Origin of the sequence: Kitasatospora sp. NBC_00240 (assembly GCF_026342405.1) — a bacterium.
Lineage (GTDB): Bacteria > Actinomycetota > Actinomycetes > Streptomycetales > Streptomycetaceae > Kitasatospora.
Window position 1 is genome coordinate 2,377,394 of record NZ_JAPEMU010000001.1, and the last position, 13,392, is coordinate 2,390,785.

General features: G+C 76.2%; 10 protein-coding genes. 4 read left to right on the plus strand and 6 right to left on the minus strand.

The annotated features are described in order from the left end of the window. Positions 1–58: 58 nt before the first annotated feature. The 3 genes from OG689_RS09980 (at position 59) to OG689_RS09990 (ending at position 4,095) form a co-directional block, all read left to right on the plus strand. A complete protein-coding gene (locus tag OG689_RS09980; RefSeq protein WP_266319494.1) occupies positions 59–1,909 on the plus strand; it encodes an IucA/IucC family protein in 1,851 nt (616 codons plus the stop codon). Continuing rightward, the gene (locus OG689_RS09985; protein WP_266319495.1) at positions 1,906–3,165 is read left to right on the plus strand and encodes a type III PLP-dependent enzyme; all 1,260 of its coding nucleotides are present in this window, start codon (positions 1,906–1,908) and stop codon (positions 3,163–3,165) included. Before OG689_RS09980 ends, OG689_RS09985 begins: the two co-directional genes overlap by 4 nt. 126 nt (positions 3,166–3,291) lie before the next feature. Beyond that, positions 3,292–4,095 (plus strand): inositol monophosphatase, encoded by an 804-nt coding sequence (locus tag OG689_RS09990; RefSeq protein WP_266326997.1) that lies wholly within the window; start codon positions 3,292–3,294, stop codon positions 4,093–4,095. Between the two features lie 137 nt (positions 4,096–4,232). On the opposite strand, the gene OG689_RS09995 is transcribed toward OG689_RS09990, so the two are convergent. From OG689_RS09995 to OG689_RS10010, 4 genes are all read right to left on the minus strand, one after another. After that, the gene (locus tag OG689_RS09995; RefSeq protein WP_266319496.1) at positions 4,233–5,435 is read right to left on the minus strand and encodes a cytochrome P450; all 1,203 of its coding nucleotides are present in this window, start codon (positions 5,433–5,435) and stop codon (positions 4,233–4,235) included. Positions 5,436–5,497: 62 nt separating this feature from the next. Then, positions 5,498–6,226, minus strand: a complete 729-nt coding sequence (locus tag OG689_RS10000) for a tRNA-dependent cyclodipeptide synthase (RefSeq protein WP_266319498.1) — start codon at positions 6,224–6,226, stop codon at positions 5,498–5,500. A gap of 689 nt (positions 6,227–6,915) precedes the next feature. Next, positions 6,916–8,553, minus strand: coding sequence for a pyridoxal-dependent decarboxylase (locus OG689_RS10005; RefSeq protein WP_266319499.1), 1,638 nt, complete (start codon positions 8,551–8,553; stop codon positions 6,916–6,918). Then, positions 8,550–9,953 (minus strand): diaminobutyrate--2-oxoglutarate transaminase family protein, encoded by a 1,404-nt coding sequence (locus tag OG689_RS10010; RefSeq protein WP_266319500.1) that lies wholly within the window; start codon positions 9,951–9,953, stop codon positions 8,550–8,552. The genes OG689_RS10005 and OG689_RS10010 overlap by 4 nt, the downstream gene beginning before the upstream one ends. A gap of 232 nt (positions 9,954–10,185) precedes the next feature. On the opposite strand from OG689_RS10010, the gene OG689_RS10015 reads away from it, so the two are divergent. After that, positions 10,186–10,875 (plus strand): methyltransferase domain-containing protein, encoded by a 690-nt coding sequence (locus OG689_RS10015; protein ID WP_266319501.1) that lies wholly within the window; start codon positions 10,186–10,188, stop codon positions 10,873–10,875. A 58-nt stretch (positions 10,876–10,933) separates the two neighbouring features. On the opposite strand, the gene OG689_RS10020 is transcribed toward OG689_RS10015, so the two are convergent. Together OG689_RS10020 and OG689_RS10025 are read right to left on the minus strand one after the other, a co-directional pair. Beyond that, positions 10,934–11,656, minus strand: coding sequence for a response regulator (locus tag OG689_RS10020; RefSeq protein WP_266319502.1), 723 nt, complete (start codon positions 11,654–11,656; stop codon positions 10,934–10,936). Next, the gene (locus tag OG689_RS10025; protein WP_266319504.1) at positions 11,653–13,275 is read right to left on the minus strand and encodes a sensor histidine kinase; all 1,623 of its coding nucleotides are present in this window, start codon (positions 13,273–13,275) and stop codon (positions 11,653–11,655) included. The genes OG689_RS10020 and OG689_RS10025 overlap by 4 nt, the downstream gene beginning before the upstream one ends. Positions 13,276–13,392: the final 117 nt, after the last annotated feature.

A 13,392-nucleotide genomic window follows, 5' to 3' on the forward strand; every position in this document is an offset into this window, starting at 1 on the left:
TGGTGGCCGCCGGTGCGGCCGCGCCCACCCTCCTCCCCCGCACCCGCTGGAGTCGTTGATGCCGTTGCCCGTACCGCCGCCCACCCCCGACACCCCTGAACTCCCCTCCGCCGATCAGGCGGTGGCGCACACCCTGCTCAACTGCCTGCTGCGCGAGGTCTCCGGGCCCGAACAGCAGAGCGCCGTCGCCGACGGCCGGCTGCTGATCCGGCTCCCCCGGCGGGGAACGCTGCTGCGGGTCGCCCTGCGACGCACCTCGCTGATCGGCGCCCACCGCTTCACCGGCCCGGTCAGCGAGGAACGGGGGGACGGCTGGGCCGAGTTGGACTGGCGCGAGCTGGCCGGCCACATCGGGCAGGAACTGACGCTGCGCAGCGGGGTCGACAACGAGGAGTTCGCCGAGCAGCTGGCCTCCAGCCACGAGGGGGTCAGCAACGCGCTGTCCGGGCGGGGTGAACCGGGCGGGGACCGGTACCTGGAGTCCGAGCAGGCCCTGCTGTTCGGCCACCGGTTCCACCCGGCGCCCAAGTCGCGCTCGGAGGGCCGGGCCGCCTGGGCCGCGTACGCGCCGGAGGCCCGGGCCGCCTTCCCGCTGCGCCACCTCGCGGTGCGGGCCGACCTGCTCGCCGAGGAGAGCCTGGACCCGGCGGTCACCGACCTGCTCGACGGACTGCGCGAAGTCCCCGCCGGGTACCGGCTGCTGCCCGCACACCCCTGGCAGTACGAGCTGCTGCGCGGCGCCCCCGCACTGCGGGCCGCCCTCGCGCGCGGCAAGGTGCTGGACCTCGGCACCGGCGGCGCGCCGTTCACCCCGACGGCCTCGGTGCGCACCCTGTACGGCGAGGGCGCCTTCCTCAAGTTCAGCCTGAACATCCGGATCACCAACTGCCTGCGCAAGAACGCCGCGTACGAGCTGACCGGCGCGGTCGCGCTGACCAGGCTGCTGGCCCCGGCGCTCGACGAGCTGGCCGGGCGGTTCCCGGACGCGGCCGTGCTCCGCGAGCCGGCCTTCCGCACGCTGGCCCTGCCCGGGCCGGACGGGACGCCGGACGTCACCCTGTTCGAGGGCTTCGGGCTGATCGTCCGGGAGGGCCTGGCGGGGGTGCTGCGCCCCGGCGTCACCCCGCTGCTGGCGGCCGCCGTGGCCGACGAGTACCCGACCAGCTCCGCGCACATCGCCCGGCTGCTCGCCGGCGCCGGCCCGGCGGCCGCGCTGGACTGGTGGCGGACGTACCTGCGGCTGCTGCTGCCGCCGGTGCTGGCCGCCTACTTCGACCACGGGGTGGTGCTGGAGCCGCACCTGCAGAACGTGCTGATCGGTGTGGACGGCGACGGCCGCCCGGTGCAGGTGCTCTTCCGCGATCTGGAGGGCACCAAGCTCCTCCCCGGGCAGAACGCGGCGCTGCTCGCCCGGTTGCCGCCGGAGGTGGCCGGGCCGATGGCCTACGACCCGCAGCGCGGCTGGGACCGGGTGGTGTACTGCCTGCTGGTCAACCACGTCGCCGAGCTGCTGGCCGCGATCGCCGACCTGCACCCGGAGCTGGAGGGCGCGCTCTGGGGGAGCGTCCGCGCCGCCCTGCGGGCCCATGCCGACGCGAACGGCTGCCCGCCCCGGCTGAGCGCCCTGCTGGCGGGGGTGCCGCTGCCCGCCAAGGCGAATCTGCTGACCCGCTGGGAGCGCAAGGCGGACCGCGAGGCGGGCTACGTCCGGCTGCCGTCCCCGCTCGGCGGGTCGGCGCCCGCCCCGGCCACCGGGCGCGGATCCGGGCCCGGCGCGCCGGCCCGGCCCTGGGCCGAGGGCCGCCCGCCCGCGACCCGCCGCGCCGACCTCCTCCGGGCCGCACCGGCGGCGGCCGTCCGCCTGCCCGCGCACGCCCCCGCCCTCTCCCGCCCCCGGAGGCCCCGATGACCGTCACCCCCCTGGTTCGCCAGCACGTCGCCGCCCTGACCGCCGACGAACTGCCGGCCTACGTCTACGACCTGCCCCTGCTGCGGGAGCATGCGGCGACGGTCCGGGCCGCCCTGCCCCACCCGGTGGAGCTGTACTACGCGGCGAAGGCCAATCCCGAGCCCGCCGTCCTGGCCGCGCTGCGCGGCGCGGTGGACGGCTACGAGGTCTCCAGCGGCGGCGAGTCGGCGCACGTCCGGGCGGCCGTGCCCGGCGCGGCGCTGGCCTTCGGCGGGCCGGGCAAGACGCCGGCCGAGATCGCCGACGCCGTGGGCCTGGGGGTGCACCGCTGGCACGTCGAGAGCGAGCAGGAGCTGCACCGGCTCGCCGGCGCCCTGGCGGACACGCCCGGCGCGGTGGTCGACGTGCTGCTGCGGGTGAACCTGCCGGTGGGCGCCGGCCCGCTGGACTCGGTCGCGCTGGCGATGGGCGGCCGGCCGACCCCGTTCGGGCTGGACCCGGAGCGCGCCGACGCGTGCGCGGCCCTGCTCGCCGGACCGCTCGGGCGGCAGCTGCGGCTGCACGGCGTGCACGCCCACCTGGCGAGCGGCCTGCGGGCGCCGGCCCAGCTGCAGCTGGCCGAGCAGGTGGTGGACTGGTCGGTGCGGTTCGCCCGGCGGCACCGGTTCCCGCTGGCGGAGGTCAACGTCGGCGGCGGCATGGCGGTGGACTACGCCGATCCGGCCGCCCGCTTCGACTGGACGGCCTTCGGGACCGGCCTGGAGAAGCTGCTCGACCGTCACCCGGGCCTGACCCTTCGGATCGAACCCGGCCGGGCCCTGACCGCGTACTGCGGGTGGTACGCCACCGAGGTGCTGGACGTGAAGCAGAGCCACGGCGAGGACTTCGCCGTCGTCCGCGGCGGCACCCATCACCTGCGCACCCCGGCCACCCGGGGCCACGACCAGCCCTTCGACGTGCTGCCGGTGGCCGGCTGGGACCACCCCTGGCCGCGGCCGGCCGCCACCACCGGGCGGGCCACCCTGGCCGGCCAGCTCTGCACCCCGAAGGACGTCCTCGCACACCGGGCCCCGGTGGACGGGCTGCGCAGCGGGGACCGGGTGCTGTTCGCGATGGCCGGCGCGTACGCCTGGAACATCTCGCACCACGAGTTCCTGATGCACCCTCGCCCGGGGTTCCACTTCCTGGACGGTCCGGCGGCCGGGCCGGACGCCGTGGCGCCGCTTGCGGCCGGGGACGGGCCCGCCGGCGGGTGACCGGGACCGGTCCGTGACCGGCCGGTCACGGACCGCCGCCCGCCGCCCGGTGCCGAGGGGGCTGCCGCAGGTCCACGTGGCACAGCCGTGCGAGAGTGGTGTCAGCGAAGGGAGCGGCACGTGCTGATGGAGAAGGTGGCGGAGATCCTCGCCGAGGCGTCCGCCGAGGTGGTCGTGCCGCGCTTCCGGGCGCTGGCGGCCGGTGAGGTGATGGAGAAGGCCCCCGGCGAGGTGGTCACCGTCGCCGACCGGGAGGCCGAGGTGATCATCGCCCGGCGGCTGCGGGAGCTGCTGCCCGTCCCCGTGGTGGGCGAGGAGGCCGTCTCGGCCGACCCGGAGCTGGCCCGCGCCCTGGACTCCGAGCCCGCCGTCTGGCTGGTCGACCCGGTGGACGGCACCTCCAACTTCATCGCCGGCCGCCCCGACTTCGCGGTGATGGCCTCGCTGGTGCGCGCCGGGCAGACCGTCGCGGCCTGGATCTGGCAGCCGATGACCGCGACGGCGTACGCCGCCGAGCTGGGCTCCGGCGCCTGGCGCAACGGCGAGCGGCTGACTCGTACGCCCGCCTCGGCCCGGCCGGGTGACTGGCGCGGCTCGGTGAAGAGCCGCTTCGTCGACCCCGCCGAGCGCGAGCGGCTGAAGGCCAACGCGGCCGCCTTCGGCGAGGTCACCCCCGGCCGGCACGCCGCCGGGGTGGAGTACCCCCAGATCGCGGACGGCGAGCAGGAGTTCATCTTCTACTGGCGGACCCTGCCGTGGGACCACGCGCCCGGCTCGCTGCTGGTCACCGAGGCCGGCGGCGTCTCCGCCCGACTGGACGGCTCCACCTACCGGCCCGACCCGCCGGGCGGCGAGGACGGCCTGCTGGTCGCCGCCGACCCCGCCACCTGGGAGCGGACCCGCGAGATCCTGCTCGGCGTACGGGCCTGACGCCGAGCGGCCCCCGACCGGGCACCCGCCCGCACCGGGGGCCGATCAGGGCCTGACCGGGCCGGCCGGTCCCCGACCTGCGGCGCACCCGGGCCCGGCCCCCGTCCCAGGCCGGAGCGGGCCCGGCCCCGCGGCGGCTACCAGATCACCGGCAGGCGCTCCGGCAGCCGCTTGATGAAGCCCGGACGCCAGGCCAGCTGCTCGATCGGCAGGGCCGGCCGCAACCCCGGCAGCCGCTCCACCAGCGCCGTCAGCGCGATCTCGGCGTGGGTACGGCCGAGCGCGGACGCCGGGCAGAAGTGCCGGCCGGCGCCGAAGGCCAGATGCGGGTTGCTCTCCCGGTCGAAATCGATCTTCTCGGGGTGCGGGAACACCTCCGGGTCGAAGTTGGCCCCCTCGACCAGGACCAGCACCAGCTCACCCTCCTTCACCAGCACCTCGCCGAGGCGGACGTCCGCCAGCGCCAGCCGGGGCAGCGCGTCGCCGATCGAGAGGTTGACCCGCAGCAGCTCGTCGACCGCGCGGCCGATCACGGCCGGCTCCGCCCGCAGCCGGTCGGCCAGCTCCGGCTGCTGGAGCAGCGCGATGATCGCGTGCAGCAGGAAGGCCGAGGTGGAGACGGCGCCGGCGCCGAACAGCGAGAGCGCCACGGTGGCCAGCAGCTCGTCGTCGACCTGGTCCGACACGTCGGGCGAGCGGCGCAGCGCGGCGAACCGCCCGAGCAGGCCCTCGGTCGGCCCGGGGTCGGCGTTGAGCCGCTCCACCATGTAGCCGAGATCCTTGTACCAGTTGGGCGAGGAGCCCTCGAAGGGCACCGGGCTGGTGATGAAGGCGAGGTCGATGCCGGACATCAGCCGGCGCCAGTCGTCGACGGGTATGCCGAGCAGCCGGCAGTGCAGGGCCGCCGAGTACGGCTCGGTGAAGCCGTCACGCAGTTCGCCGGGCGCGCCGTGGGCGACCAGGGTGTCGATCAGCCGGTGCGCCTCGGCCTCCAGCCAGCCGTCCAACTCCTTGTCGGCGCGCGGCGAGAGGGTCTTCATCACGGCGTTGCGCAGGCCGGCGCTGTTGATGTTGCCCATGTTGTTGACCACCTCGGGCGGGATGGTCAGCGCGTACTGCCGGGGCACCCCGGGGTTGGCGGTGTCCTTGAGGCTGAAGCGGTCGTCCTCCAGCACCTGCTTGGCGAGGGCGTAGCTGCTGACCAGCCAGGCCTCGTCCCCGGTCATGGTGCGGACCTTGGCCACCGGCTGCTCCTCACGCAGCCGGGTCGCCTCGGCGGGCAGGACGTCGCCGCGCCGGGAGAGGGGGAAGATCGCTTCGCGCTGGGCACTCGTGGTCATGGAACGGAACTCCTGAGGGTGTGGTGAGGGTGGAACTCGTCGACGGCCGGGCCGGCGGCGGGTCAGCCGGCGGCGTGCGGCAGGGCGCCCGCCACGGCGGCCTGGCGGACCACCGCGTAGCCCTGCCCGGCGGTTGCCCGAAGTCCGGTGTCCCGGCCGAAGAGGACGGGGGTGAGCGGGAGTTGGACGTGGTAGCAGCTGATCGAGGTGGGCACCCGGAGCAGCGCCGGGGTGTCCAGGAAGAAGGGCAGCTCGGCCGCGATGTACCGCAGTCCGGCGGCCAGTTGGTCCTCGGTCGGCGGCAGGCCCTCGCCCAGCCTGGCGGTCAGGAAGGTGCGGGCCATGCCCTCGGCCGCCTCCTTCAGCACCGGGTCGGTGCGCAGCGCCTCCAGCACGGACAGGTGCAGGCGCTGGTAGACCGGGTCGTCGGCGAAGGAGGAGAGCGGATGGACGCCCACGTCCGGCCGGCCGGACTCCTCGACGCCGCGCCGGATCCGGCGGGCGGTGGCCTTGACCTCCTTGGCCGCCCGGCGCAGCGCCTGCTCGGGCGGGTGGCCGAAAGCCTCGTACTGGGCCTCGACGTGCAGGTCGGCGTAGACGATGTCGACGGCGGCGAAGAACTCCGCCGACCAGCTGACGAGTTCGCTGATCCGCTGAGGTCCGAAATAGCTGTTCCCCGGGCTGACGCCGATGAGCAGATGGTCGCCGCGCCGCCAGATCGCCTGGCAGCGGGGGGAGAAGGGCCGTGCCTCGAACATGGTCGGGATGGTGCTGAGGAGCGTTTCGCTCATGCCGGGGCCTTCGCGCTCGCAGGAATGAATCACGGTGCTCTGAAAGGTGGTGCGGGGCATGGCGGGGCCATGCGCCGGCTGGGGGCAGGAAGTCCGCCGTGGTTCGGCGGAGTTGACCCGGGTGGATCCGAATTCACCGGCTCGGGTGAGGGGATCCGGCCCGGGTGACGGCACCGCGAAGCCGGCCGGGGCGCGCGGTGCGGCGCCGGGCAGGCGGGTGGGCCGAGAAGCGGAGGACCGTCCGGTGGGGCGGCCTGGGCGGGGTCACACGCGAATGCAAGTGCGCGGCGCCCGGGAGAACGCGGGCGCGGGCGGTGGATCCCCCTTGTGCCGCTAGTCCCGAGGAGCCGTGTGCTCCTGGTGTGGCGGCGACTACAAGAAGTTACCGCCGTTGTTCGGGCGGTCCGCAAGGCCTGTCCGGGGGTTGGCGGAATTCGATCGGCCGGTGACCTGAATCAGCCTGTACGACCCCGTATTGGTATGTCTACGGAGACATTTCCGCAGGTCGGCCGGGTCGCTTGCGCATTCCCATCCGGCGATCGCGCGCACCAGTGTACATTCCTCCAAGTTCACTGCCCTGAAAGGGCGGTGACTGCATTTCCGTGACCATGCCCACGGTGGGGGGAAGCCGTGGTCCGGACGGCCGGCGCACCCACCCGCCCACGGGCCGGCTCAGGTCCCGCTCGGTCTCACGCCCCGGCCCGCTCGACCTCCCGGCCGGCCCGGACCACCTCGTGCAGCAGGGCCGCCGTCTGCTCCGCGGTGGTGTGCGGGTTGAGCAGGGTCAGCTTGAGCCGCACCCGCCCCGGGCCGCTGCCCGGGAGTTCCGTCCGGCCGACGACGGCCCGGCCCTCGCGCAGCAGCAGCCGGCGCAGCTCGGCGTTGACCCGGTCGGCCTCGGCCCCGATCCGGTCCGGGTCGATCCGGCCGGCCCCGGCACCGCCGGCCGGGCCGGGGCCGGCCGGGAGGTAGCGGAAGACCACCGTGCTGAGGATCGGCGCGCCGTGCAGCTCCAGGGCGGGCTCGACGCGGACCGCCTCGGCGGTGGCCAGGGCGAGCTCGTGGCAGGCGTCCACCAGGGCGCCGAGGCCGGCCCGGCCCAGGGCGCGCAGGGTGACGGCCAGCTTGAAGGCGTCGGCCCGGCGGGTGGTGCGCAGCGAGAGGCCGAGCAGGCTCGGGTAGCCGGCCTCCTCGTCGTCGGCCGGGTTGAGGTAGACGGCGCGGCGCAGCAGCGACACGTAGGTCTCGGACCGCCGGGCCAGGAAGACCCCGGCGGCCGCCGGCTGCCAGCCCAGTTTGTGCCAGTCGAGCGAGACCGAGTCGGCCCGGGAGATCCCGTCGAGCAGGGGGGCCAGCCGGTCGGAGAGCAGGGCGCCGCCGCCGTACGCGGCGTCCACGTGCAGCCAGGCGCCGTAGCGGGCGGCGAGGTCGGCGGCCCGGTGCAGCGGGTCGACGGCGCCGGTGTCGGTGGTGCCCGCTGTGGCGACCACGGCCAGCGGGGTGGCGCCCTCCCAGACGGCCTCGGCCAGCGCCCGGGCCAGCCCGTCCGGGTCCATCCGCAGGTCGCGGTCGACCGGGACGGCCACCACCGCACGCTCGCCGAGCCCGAGCAGGGCGGCGGCACGCTGGACCGAGAAGTGGGCGGCCCGCGAGGCGAAGATCAGCGGCCGGGTGCCGGCCGGCAGCCCGTCCACCTCCACGATGCCGTCGAGGATCTGGTCCCGGGCCAGCATCAGGCCCATCAGGTTGGACTCGGTACCGCCGGAGGTGAGCACCCCGGTGGCCGCCCGGGGATCGAAGCCGACCAGGGCGGCGAGTTCGGCGAGCAGGGCCGTTTCCAGGGCGGTGGCGGCGGGGGCCTGGTCCCAGGAGTCCTGGGAGGGGTTGAGGGCGCTGACGGCGAGGTCGGCGGCGACGGCGACGGCCAGCGGCGGGCAGTGCAGGTGGGCGGCGCAGGCCGGGTCGGCGGGGTCGGCACTGCCGTACGCGAGGAGTTCGGTGAGCCGGCGCAGCGCTTCGGGGCCGGCCGCCGGGCGGGCGAACTCGGCGCTCACCTGCTCCGCGAGCGGGCCCGGTCTGCCGGCGGGCACCGGCCCGTCCCGGCGGGCGGCGCCGGCCGCCAGCGCGTCGAGCACGGTGTCCAGCAGCGGGCGCAGCGCCTCCGGGCCGTGGACGCCGCCGGAGAGGGCGGCCGGTCCGGGCCGGGCACCCTCCGCGCCGGCACTCGCCGCTCCCCCGGCAGCGCCACCGCCGCCCCCGCCGACACCCGCGAGCTCGAGGCCCGCGCGCCGGCCGGGCGGGCCGCCGGCCGGCCCGCCGCCGCTCACGGGCGGGCCCCGGGCAGCGCGCCGGGACCGGCGGCGGCCGCCGCGCGGACGGCGTCGGCGAGCCGCTCGAGCACCGCCTCGGTCTGCTCGTCGGTGATGGTCAGCGGCGGCAGCAGCCGCAGCACGGCGTCGTGGCGGCCGCCGAGTTCGACGATCAGGCCGCGGGCCAAGCAGGCCTCGCGGACCCGGACGGCCAGCTCGGGGGCGGCCGGCCGCGAACCGCAGGCGTCCGCCTCGGCGTCCGGGTCGACCAGTTCGACCCCGATCATCAGGCCCCGGCCCCGGACGTCGCCGATCACCGGCAACTCCTGGGCGAGCGCCCGCAGCCGGGCGGTGATCCGGGCGCCGACCACGGCGGCCCGCTCCACCAGCCCCTGCTGGGCGACGAAGCGCATGGTGGCGGCGCCGGCCGCCATCGCCAGGGTGTTGCCGCGGAAGGTGCCGGTGTGTGCGCCGGGCCGCCAACCGTCGTACTCCTCGCGGTAGACCACCACGGCCAGCGGCAGGCTGCCGCCGATGGCCTTGGAGAGCACCATCGCGTCCGGCTCGATCCCGCTGTGCTCGACGGCCCACATGGCGCCGGTGCGGCCGACGCCGGTCTGCACCTCGTCCACGATCAGCGGGATGCCGCGTTCGGCGGTGATCCGGCGCATCTCGCGCAGCCAGCCGTCGGGGGCGGGGACCACGCCGCCCTCGCCCTGCACGGCCTCCAGGATCATCGCGGCGGGCTTGACCACCCCGCCGGCCGGGTCGTCCAGCAGCCGCTCGGTGAAGGTCGCGGAGAGTTCGGCCCCGGCGGCGCCGCCGACGCCGAACGGGCAGCGGTAGTCGTACGGGTACGGCAGCCGGGTGACCTCGCCGCCGCCGGGCAGTGGGGCCTTGACGGCGACGTTGCCGGTGACCGCGAGGGCGCCGGCGGTCATGCCGTGGTAGGCGCCGGTGAAGGCGAGGGCGCCGCGCCGGCCGGTGGCGGTCTGCATGAGCTTGAGGGCGGCCTCGACGGCGTCGGTGCCGGCCGGCCCGCAGAAGTGCACCCGGGAGCTCTCGCCGAAGCCGCGCGGGAGGCCGGCGAAGAGGGCTTCGGTGAAGTCGTCCTTGTCGGCGGCGGCGAGGTCCAGCAGGTGCAGCGGGGCGCCGCTGTCGAGGGTGCGGCGGATGGCCTCCAGCACCACCGGGTGGTTGTGGCCGAGTGCCAGGGTGCCGGCGCCGGAGAGGCAGTCGAGGTAGCGGCGACCGTCGGCGCCCTCGACGGTCATCCCGTTCGCGCGGACCGGCACGATCGGGAAGGACCGGGCGTACGTGCGGGCGGCCGACTCGCGGATGCGCTGGCGGCGCAGCACGGCGTCCCCCGGGGCGGGCGCGGCAGCGGCGGGCTCGGCAGGCTCGACGGTGACGGTCACAGGCAGGCTCCCATAAAGTTAGGTAAGCCTAACTTTACTGGATCACGCCGGTCCGACCGGCGGCGGGGGCCGGGGATCACCCGTACGAGTGACGTGCCGCGCTGACCAACGAGCCGGCCGACGGAAGGTCACGGCCCGTTTGGAAGTCCGTCCGAAAGTCGCTCCCCGGAGGTCCGCACCGGTCCGACGGCCGCTCGGTACCCTGACCCCGGGACCACCGAGGGAGCCACCGATGCCGGAGCGGACCGACCGCAGCACGCCGACCGACCAGCCCGCCGACACCGCCGGCAGCCCGGGCCCGGCCGGCGACGACCTCGCCCGCACCGCCCACCAGGCCGAACTCGCCCGCACCCGCGAGTTCTTCGGCGCCCGCGCGGCCGGCTGGGACGCCAAATTCCCCGACGACGGGCCGCGCTACGCCGCGGCGGTGGCCGAACTCGGCCTGCGGCCCGGGCAGCGCGTCCTCGACGCCGGCTGCGGCACCGGCCGCGCGCTGCCCGCGCTGCGGGCGGCCGTCGGGCCGGACGGCGCCGTCACCGGCGTGGACGTCACCCCCGAGATGCTGGCCGAGGCCGCCGCCCACCGCGCGCAGGCCACCCTGCTGCTCGCCGACTGCGCGGAACTCCCGCTGCCGGACGCCGCCTTCGACGCGGTGTTCGCCGCCGGCCTGATCTCGCACCTGCCGGCCCCGGCCCTGGCCCTGCGCGAACTCGCCCGCGTCACCCGGCCCGGCGGCCTGCTGGCGCTCTTCCACCCGGTCGGCCGCGCGGCCCTGGCCGCCCGCCACGGCCGCCAGCTCACCCCGGACGACCTGCGCGCCGAGCCCAACCTGCGGCCGCTGCTGGCCGCCGCCGGCTGGGAGCTGGCCTCGTACGCGGACGAGGACGACCGCTACCTCGCGCTGGGCCGCCGGACCGGCTGAGCCTCGGGGCGGCGCCCCCGGACCGGCTGGGCACCGCGGCGATGCCGCCGGAGCCCGGTCAGCCCGAGGCGCCGACCCGCCAGCGGTAGCACAGCTCGGGGCGGCCGACCTGGCCGTACTGGGGTTCGCGGTCGGCGAGGCCGGTGTCGACGAGGTGTTCGAGGTAGCGGCGGGCGGTGATCCGGGAGACCCCGGCCGCGGTGCCCGCCGCGGCGGCGGACAGGCCGGCGTCCGCCCCGCGCAGCACCCCTGCGACGGTGTCCAGGGTGGGGGCGCTGAGGCCCTTGGGCAGGGCGCTGCGCTCGGTGGTGCGCAGCACGGCGAAGGCGTGGTCCACCTCGTCCTGGCCGATGGCTTCGCCGCTGCGGCCCAGCGTCTCGCGGTACCGGGCGTAGCGCTCCAGGCGGTCCCGCAGGGCCGCGCCGCCGAAGGGCTTGAGCAGGTACTGGACGACTCCGGCCGAGACGGCCTGCCGGACGGTCGCCAGTTCGCGGGCCGAGGTGACGGCGATGATGTCGGCCGGGTGCCCGGCGGCCCGCAGGGTGCGGCAGAGCTGCAGGCCGTGCCCGTCCGGCAGGTGGAGGTCGAGCAGGACGAGGTCGAGCGGGGTGCCGGCGGCCCGGGCCCGGTCGAGGGCGCGCAGCGCGTCCGCGCAGGTGTGCGCGGTGGCGACGGTCCGAAAGCCCGGCGCGCGGTCGACGTGGAGGGCGTGCGCGGCGGCGGCCACCGGGTCGTCCTCGACCACCAGGACGCCGATCGGGCGGGGTGCGGGACGGGTCATCGGGCCGCCACCCCCGCGCGCTGCAGCGGCAGCCGGACGGTGAGCACGGCGCCGCGGTCGCGCCCCACCTCCACGGTGCCGCCGTTGCGCCGGGCCGCCTGGGCGACCAGGGCCAGGCCCAGTCCGTGCCCGCTGCTCTTGGTGGTCCAGCCGCGCCGGAACACGTCCTCGACGGCCCGCGGGTCGATGCCGTCGCCGGTGTCGGCGACCCGCAGCAGCAGCCGCTCGTCCTCCACCCGCGCGGTGACGGTGACCTCGGGTGCGTCGGCGCGGTCGGCCGCGCCCTCGACGGCGGCGTCGACCGCGTTGTCGAGCAGGTTGCCGAGCAGGGTGACCAGGTCGCGGGCGGGCAGTTCGGGCGGGAGCACGCCGTCGTCGATCCGGCTGTCCTCGGTGAGGGTGAGTTCCACGCCGCGTTCGGCGGCCTGGGCGGCCTTGCCGAGCAGCAGCGCGGCCAGCACCGGCTCGCCGACGGCCGCCACCACCCGGTCGGTGAGCCGCTGGGCGAGGGCGAGTTCGGCGGTGGCGAACTCCACCGCCTGTTCGTGGCGGCCGAGTTCGATCAGCGAGACGACGGTGTGCAGCCGGTTGGCCGCCTCGTGCGCCTGTGCGCCGAGCGCCTCGGTGAACCCGCGCACCGAGTCCAACTCGCCCGTCAGCGCCTGGAGTTCGGTGTGGTCTCGAAGGGTGATGACGCTGCCGAGGCCGGCCCCGATGGCGGAGGTGTTCAGCACCACCACCCGCTCCGCGGTGAGGTGCACCTCGTCCCGGGCCGGCTCCGGACCGAGGACGGCCGCCACCAACGACTCGGGGAGGTCCAGCCCGGCGATCGGGCGGCCCTCCACCTCGCCTTCGAGGCCGAGCAGTTCGCGGGCGGCGTCGTTGCACAGCACGACCCGGTGCGCGCGGTCCAGCAGCACCAGGCCCTCGCGCACCGAGTGCAGGGTGGCCTGGTGGTACTCGTACAGGTGGCTCAGCTCGGCGGCGCCCATGCCGTGGGTGTGCCGGCGCAGCCGGGCCCCGACCAGGTAGCTGCCGAGGCCGCCGAGCGCGAGGGCCGCCAGCGCGACGCCGGCCAGGGCCAGCAGCGGGGCGCGCAGCTCGTCGCTGATGGAGCGGACCGTGATGCCGACGCTGACCAGCCCGGTCACCTGCCGGTCGGCGTCCAGCACCGGGGTCACCACCCGGACGGACGGGCCGAGGGTGCCGGCGTAGGTCTCGGTCCAGGTCTGCCCGGCGAGCGCCCGGTCGATGTGGCCGAGGAAGGGTTTGCCGATCTGGGCCGGGTCGGGGTGTGTCCAGCGCAGGCCGTGGGTGTCCATCACGGTGACGAACGAGACGCCGGTGTGCGCCACGACCTGCTGCGCGTACGGCTGGAGCACGGCGGAGGGGTCGGGGCCGACAGCGGCCTCGCGGACGGACGGCGAGTCCGCGACCGAGCGGGCCACCGCCGTGACCTGGTTGCGGGCGGCGTCCTCGGCGCGGCTGGCGGTGGACAGGTACGCCAGCACCGCGCCGCCGGCCACCACGGCCGCGACGATCACGATCTGGACGACGAACAGCTGCCCGGCGAGGCTGCGTACCCGCCGGCGCGAGGAGGGGAGCGGGCGCGCGGACATGCCAGCCAGTGTGCACTGCCGGACGGCGGACGGGACAGGCCCGGGGTGCCGGGCCCGGCGTGAACTCTATGAACGTAAACGTGACCCCGGTCACTGCGGCGCCCATAGTCGGAGCGG

Excerpts from the sequence above, each read along its gene's own strand:
- OG689_RS09995 (WP_266319496.1), bottom strand. The coding sequence starts at position 5,435 with ATGACCACGAGTGCCCAGCGCGAAGCGATCTTCCCCCTCTCCCGGCGC.
- OG689_RS10025 (WP_266319504.1), bottom strand. The coding sequence starts at position 13,275 with ATGTCCGCGCGCCCGCTCCCCTCCTCGCGCCGGCGGGTACGCAGCCTC.
- OG689_RS09985 (WP_266319495.1), top strand. The coding sequence starts at position 1,906 with ATGACCGTCACCCCCCTGGTTCGCCAGCACGTCGCCGCCCTGACCGCC.
- OG689_RS10020 (WP_266319502.1), bottom strand. The coding sequence starts at position 11,656 with ATGACCCGTCCCGCACCCCGCCCGATCGGCGTCCTGGTGGTCGAGGAC.
- OG689_RS10015 (WP_266319501.1), top strand. The coding sequence starts at position 10,186 with ATGCCGGAGCGGACCGACCGCAGCACGCCGACCGACCAGCCCGCCGAC.
- OG689_RS09990 (WP_266326997.1), top strand. The coding sequence starts at position 3,292 with ATGGAGAAGGTGGCGGAGATCCTCGCCGAGGCGTCCGCCGAGGTGGTC.
- OG689_RS10000 (WP_266319498.1), bottom strand. The coding sequence starts at position 6,226 with ATGAGCGAAACGCTCCTCAGCACCATCCCGACCATGTTCGAGGCACGG.
- OG689_RS09980 (WP_266319494.1), top strand. The coding sequence starts at position 59 with ATGCCGTTGCCCGTACCGCCGCCCACCCCCGACACCCCTGAACTCCCC.